General features: G+C 74.2%; 4 protein-coding genes. All 4 read left to right on the top strand.

Annotated elements, in window-relative coordinates; all coding sequences use genetic code 11:
* The coding region (locus tag ACOV8S_RS10285) for a hypothetical protein (RefSeq protein WP_448317482.1) at positions 1-1,076 on the top strand (1,076 nt) is incomplete at its 5' end.
* A complete protein-coding gene (locus ACOV8S_RS10290; protein ID WP_448317483.1) occupies positions 1,073-3,340 on the top strand; it encodes an iron-containing redox enzyme family protein in 2,268 nt (755 codons plus the stop codon). The genes ACOV8S_RS10285 and ACOV8S_RS10290, both read left to right, overlap by 4 nt.
* Before the next feature lie 73 nt (positions 3,341-3,413).
* Positions 3,414-4,622: an acyl-CoA dehydrogenase family protein gene (locus tag ACOV8S_RS10295; RefSeq protein WP_448317484.1), complete on the top strand. Its 1,209-nt coding sequence runs from the start codon at positions 3,414-3,416 to the stop codon at positions 4,620-4,622.
* Between the two features lie 158 nt (positions 4,623-4,780).
* On the top strand, positions 4,781-5,782 hold a 1,002-nt coding region (locus ACOV8S_RS10300; protein WP_448317485.1), incomplete at its 3' end, for a cytochrome P450.

The raw sequence follows: 5,782 nt of genomic DNA on the forward strand, positions 1-5,782 counted from the left end.
CCCCCGAGGGAAGCACCGCGCCCGCCGGCGGCCCGGACGCCGCCGGCCGGGGCGGGACCGCCTCCTTACACCTGTCCGCCCCCGCCTACGTCCTGGGCGAGAAGGAGCTCGACCACACCGTGGTCGAGGATCTCGCCGACCGGGCCCGGGAGTTCGGCATGCCGCCGCAGGCCGCGCTGTGGGGGTGGGGCACGGTGCGGCGGACCGCCGAGACCTTGCAGGGTCTCGCCGTGCGCGCCGGACTGGAGACGCTGCGGGCGAGCGGGACGGACCCGTCGGACGTCGACTGCCTCGTCCTGTGCTCCACCCGCTTCCCGGGCGGCCCGCGCACCCACGGCCGGTTCGTCCAGGAGATCCTGGACGGCCTCGGCCTGGAGAACGCCGCGTTCACCGGCGTCACGCTCAACCGGTGCACCAACCTGCTGGCCGGCCTGCGCCTGGCCCAGGCACTGGTGGCCGCCGGCCAGCACCGCACGGTGCTGGTGGTCACCACCGACCGGGTGACGGACGAGTCGCGGCGGCTGGAGAAGTTCGCCCTCTTCAGCGACGGGGCGGCCTCCGCCCTGGTGAGCGCCGAGCCGCTGGGGCCGGACGCCTACGAGATGGTCGCCGGCGCCTCGGCCCAGGACCGCCGTGAACTGGAGTGGACCAACGAGGTCAGCTCCGTGCTGTCCCGCACGGTCAACGAACGGATCCTGCACGCCGCCGAGATGAAGATCGGCGACATCGACGCGGTCCTGCACCTGAACCTCTTCAAGCCGCTGGTGGTCCTGAAGGAGCGGCAGGCCGGGTTCACCAAGGACCAGCTCTGGCTGGACAACATCCCGAGGTTCGGCCACTGCTTCGCCGCCGATCCGCTCGTCAACCTCGTCGACCGGGCCCGGGCGGGCCAGGTCAAGGACGGCGGCAGCTACCTGCTCGCGGCGAGCGTGCCCGGGGTCCGGATCGGACTGCTGCTGCGCAGGCGGCCCGCCGCCCCCGCGCCCGGCCCGCAGGAACACGAGACCCAGGGGTCGGCCGGGGCCACGGCTCGGCGCCCCGCCACCCAGGCAGACGAGACCGGGGAGTCACGATGAACGCCAGCACCGCATTCGCCCTGCCCGACGGCATGACCTCGCTGCCCCGCGGCCCCCGCCACTTCGGGCCGAAGGCCGCCGAGGAGGCCGCGGAGCTCGTTGCCGGCCCGCCCGAGGCCCTCTTCGGCCGGCTGCTCACGGACCAGGAGAGCGAGACCACCCTGCTGGTCGCCCTCCACGTGGTGGAGTCCTTCCTCGCCTCCGCCCAGGCGCCCGCGCCGCAGCCCTTCGACGCGGCGGACGTCGCGGCCTGGACGGCAGGCGTCCGGCGCGAGATCGCACCCGCCGTGCGCGCCCTGCGCGACAGGCCCCGGGAGACCCGCGAGCTGGTCCTGCGACAGCGCACGCCCCTCACCCTGCTCGGCGCCTGCTGGCTCGACACCGTCTCCCAGGCCGCCACCCAGCCCTCGGTCGTCGTCAACCGGCTCTTCGGGCACCACTGGCTCCTGCGGGGCGAGGGCGAGTTCGAACGCGGACAGCTCGCCCGCAGCCGTCGCTCCCTGGCCCAGCAGCACGTCCACGTGCCGGCGGTCGAGTCCGCCGGATTCCTCCGGGAGACCGAGGCCCGGCCGCTGACCGCGCTGATCGCCGCCTTCCACCTCGCGCTCTCCCGGCTCCCGGCCTCCTACCTCCCCGAAGTGGTCGGCGTGCACTACGCCATGGCCGCCCTCGGGACCGACTCCCTGCTCCTGGGCGACGAGCCCCTGCTGGCGGAGGAGGACGTCCGGCCGCTGGTGGAGGAGTACCTGCTGCTCACCGGGAAGTCGCCCACCGGCGAGGACGACCGGGCCCGGATGCTCCGCGCCGTCGCCCTCGTCCACGACCTCGAGCGGGAACACGTCGCGACCCTGACCGAACTCGCCGACCGGCACGACGGACTCTCCCTGGAGGGGAGGGTGGCCCGCATCGTGGAGCGGCACGCGGCGTTCGCCGGACGGCAGCACCGCGGCGTGCGGGTGGGCAAGCGGCGGCTGGCCGACTGGCTCGGCGACCCGGACCTCGACCTGCGCGAGTTCGTCGCCGCATTCCGCGAGTCCCGGCAGATGAGGACCGACGCCGACGGATCGTGCCGCTTCCTGAAGTCGATCAAGTTCGGCGGCCCGATGTTCGGGATCTTCGACGAGCGGGAGGCCGCCGTCTTCACCGAGTGGAGCCGGGCCATCGCCGCCGGGGAGAGCCCCGGCCTCGACTTCGCGCCCGAGACGGCGGGCGACGCCCGGTTCGAGGAGCGGGCCGCGGCGCTGCGCGCGCTCCGGCCGGGCGAACTGGTGCTGGAGGACGCCCCGGCCGGCCTCGACGACCGGCACCTGCTGCACCGCGTCGTCAACGTCGAGCAGTACCCGCACATCCTCCCGGTGGCCAGGCGGCTGGCCGAGTCGGGGCTGGAGGACGCCGAGATCCTCTTCCGGCACGGGAGCGGCGGGAAACTGACCGACGCCTCGTACTTCGACTACACCCCCGAGGCGCTCATGGAGCGCGTCGACCGCGTCTACTGGGACAAGCTGGTCGACCCCTACCGGCCGCTCACCGAGATCCCCGACCGCGACGAGGTCGTCTTCCAGCAGACCACCTACGCCCTCGGCAGCCTGGTCGACGGCGCCTGGGCCCACCGCATCGGCAACCTCGGGCGCAACGACCGGCGCAGCGACGCGATGCTCTTCTCCATCTACGCCGACGAGATGGGCCGCGGTGACCTGGCCAAGAACCACATCACCCTGATCCACCAGGTGCTGACCAGCATGGACATCCACCTGCCGCACATCCGTCAGCCGGAGTTCCTGGAGCAGGGCGACCTGCCCGACCACCTCTACGGCTTCTCGCTCCACCAGCTGTGCCTGTCGCTGTTCCCGGACAGCCTCTACAACGAGATCCTCGGCTACAACCTGGGCATCGAGATGTTCGGTCTCGGCGAGATGCGGCTGCACGAGATACAGAAACTGCGCCGCCACAACTTCGACGTCTCCTACGAGGAGGCGCACCTGTCGATCGACAACTTCTCGGCAGGGCACGCCCGTCAGTCCGCGGACATCGTCGTCTCCTTCCTGGAGGACGTGCGACGCCGCTCCGGCGAGGAGGCCGTCCAGCGCGAGTGGCGCCGGGTGTGGCGCGGCTACGCCTCCTTCGCCTACTTCGTCGAGCACCACCTGGTCCGGCAGGCCCGGGAGCAGGAGCAGACGCAGGAGCAGGAGCGCGAGCACCAGCGGGGACAGCAGGCCGGCGGGGCCGCGCCGCTGCCGCAGGAGGAGGCCGACCTGCTCATCTGACCCGCCGCCCCGGCCACGACCGGCCTTCGCGACCGACCGCTCCCGGACCGACCACCGGAGAAGGACCAGGACCATGGAACCCGCCACGAGCTTCGACCCGGAAGTCCTCGCGCTTCCCTTCTACGACGACAGCCACCGCGACCTCGCCCGGGCCGTCGGCGTCTGGTGCGACGACAACGCCCCGTTGTGGCGCTCGGTCCGGGAGGAGGACCCGGACAAGGCCGGGCTGACGCTGGTGCGCCGGCTCGGCGAGGCCGGCTGGCTCTCCTTCCTCGACCCGGCCGCCGGCCAGGCGCACCCCGGGGACCTGCGCGCCCTCTGCCTGACGCGCGAGGCCCTCGCCTACGCCGAGGACCTGGCCGACTTCGCCTTCTCCATCCAGGCGCTGTCCGCGACGCCGGTGATCCGCTTCGGCAGCGACGAGCAGAAGAGGACGTACCTGCCCCGGATGGCCTCGGGGGAACTGGTCGGAGCCTTCGCCGTCTCCGAGGAGCAGGCGGGGAGCGACGTGGCGGCCGTGGAACTGCGCGCCGAGCGCGGCGAGGACGGCGGTTACGTGCTCGACGGGCGCAAGGCGTGGATCGCCAACGGAACGATCGCCGACGTCTTCGTGGTGGTGGCGCGCACCGGCCCAGCGCCCGGCGCGCTCGGGCTGACCACCTTCCTGGTCCCGCGGTCCACGCCCGGGCTCGAGGTCCTGCCCCTGGAGCCGCTCGCCCCGAGATCGTTCGCCCACCTCTCGTTCACCGGCTGCCGGCTTCCCGCGGACGCCGTACTGGGCAGGCCGGGACGGGGGTTCGTCGTCGCCATGGACCTGCTGGAGCGGTTCCGGATGACCGTGGGGGCGGCGGCGCTCGGCTTCGCCCGGCGGGCCGCCGACACCGCGCTGGCGCGGGCCCGGACCCGACGGGTGGCCGGCGGGCTCCTCGCCGACCAGCAGCTGACGAAGGCGACCCTGGCCGACATGGAGGTCTCGCTCGGCGCGGCCGCGCTGCTGGTGGCCCGCGCCGCCTGGGAGGCGGACCGCGGCAACCGCCGCTTCGCCCACCACTCCAACATCGCCAAGCTGCACGCGACCGAGGAGGCGCAGCGCGTCGTCGACTCCGCGGTGCAGCTGCTGGGAGCGTCCGGGCTGGTCCGGGACAGCGTCACCGAGCGGCTGTACCGGCAGATCCGCTCCCTGCGGGTCTACGAGGGGACCTCGGAGGTGCTGCGGCTCTCCATAGCCGGGGCGCTCGACACGCGGCGGGCGGACCGCGCCGCCGCGGACCTGACCCCCTGACGGCACCCGAGCCCGACCCGACACCTGTCCGACGAACGAGACCGCCCCGGTGGGCCGAGCCCGATCCGCCCGCCGCCCGCGCCGTACCGCCCCCCGCGCCGTACCGCCGACCGCGCCGTGTCCGACCGCCACCGCGCCGCCGACCGAGGAGAACCCCGGTGACCACCCCCGTCGAAGCCGTCCGGATGACCGACCCCTACCCCTACTACGCCGCCCTGGTGGCCGAACGCCCGCTGGCGTACGACGAGAGAGTCGGCGCGTGGGTGGCGTACGACGCCGCCGCCGTGGGTGCGGTGCTGCAAGCCGGGCAGCTGAGGGTACGTCCGCCCCAGGAGCCGGTACCGGCCGGCATTCGCGGCACCGCGGCCGGCGAGGTCTTCGGCGACCTGGTGCGGATGACCGACGGCGGTCTCCAGCACCACCTCAAGCAGGTGGTGACCCAGGCACTCGGCGAGGCGGACGCGCAGGCCGCCGCACGGACCGCCGCCGGGCACACCCGGGCACGCCTGGCCGAGGGCTTCGACGCGGCCCTGCTCGAGGACCTGATGTTCTCCGTGCCGGCCCGCACGGTCGCGTCCCTGTGCGGCCTCGACCAGGGGCGGAGCGCCGAGGCCGCCCGCCTCGTCGGCGACTTCGTCCAGTGCATCCCGGCCTCCGCGACGCCGCCGCAGCAGGCCGCCGCGGCCACCGCGGCCGCCCGGCTCCAGGACCTCCTCGGCCCCGCCCTGGAGAAGGAGGAGGGAGGTCTCCTCGCCGCCCTGGTGGCCGCCGCCCGCAGCCACTCCTGGACCAGGACCGCCCCGCTGCTGGCCAACGCCGTCGGCTTCCTGTCCCAGACCTACGACGCCACGGCCGGACTGATCGGGAACACCCTGCTCGCCCTCGCCCGGGGAGAACGGATGCCGGCCGGACCGGACGGCGCGGACGCGTTCGTCGCCGAGGTCGCCCGGCACGACGCCCCCGTCCAGAACACCCGCCGCTTCGCCGCGGCCCCCTTCCGGCACGGCGACGCCGAGATCCTCCCCGGCCAGCAGGTCCTGGTCGTCCTCGCCGCCGCCAACCGCGACCCCGCCGTCAACCCCGACCCCGCCCGCTTCCGGCCCGACCGGAGGGACCCGGTGGTGCTGACCTTCGGCGCCGCGGCCCACGCCTGCCCCGGC

Source organism: Streptomyces sp. CO7 (assembly GCF_053474865.1).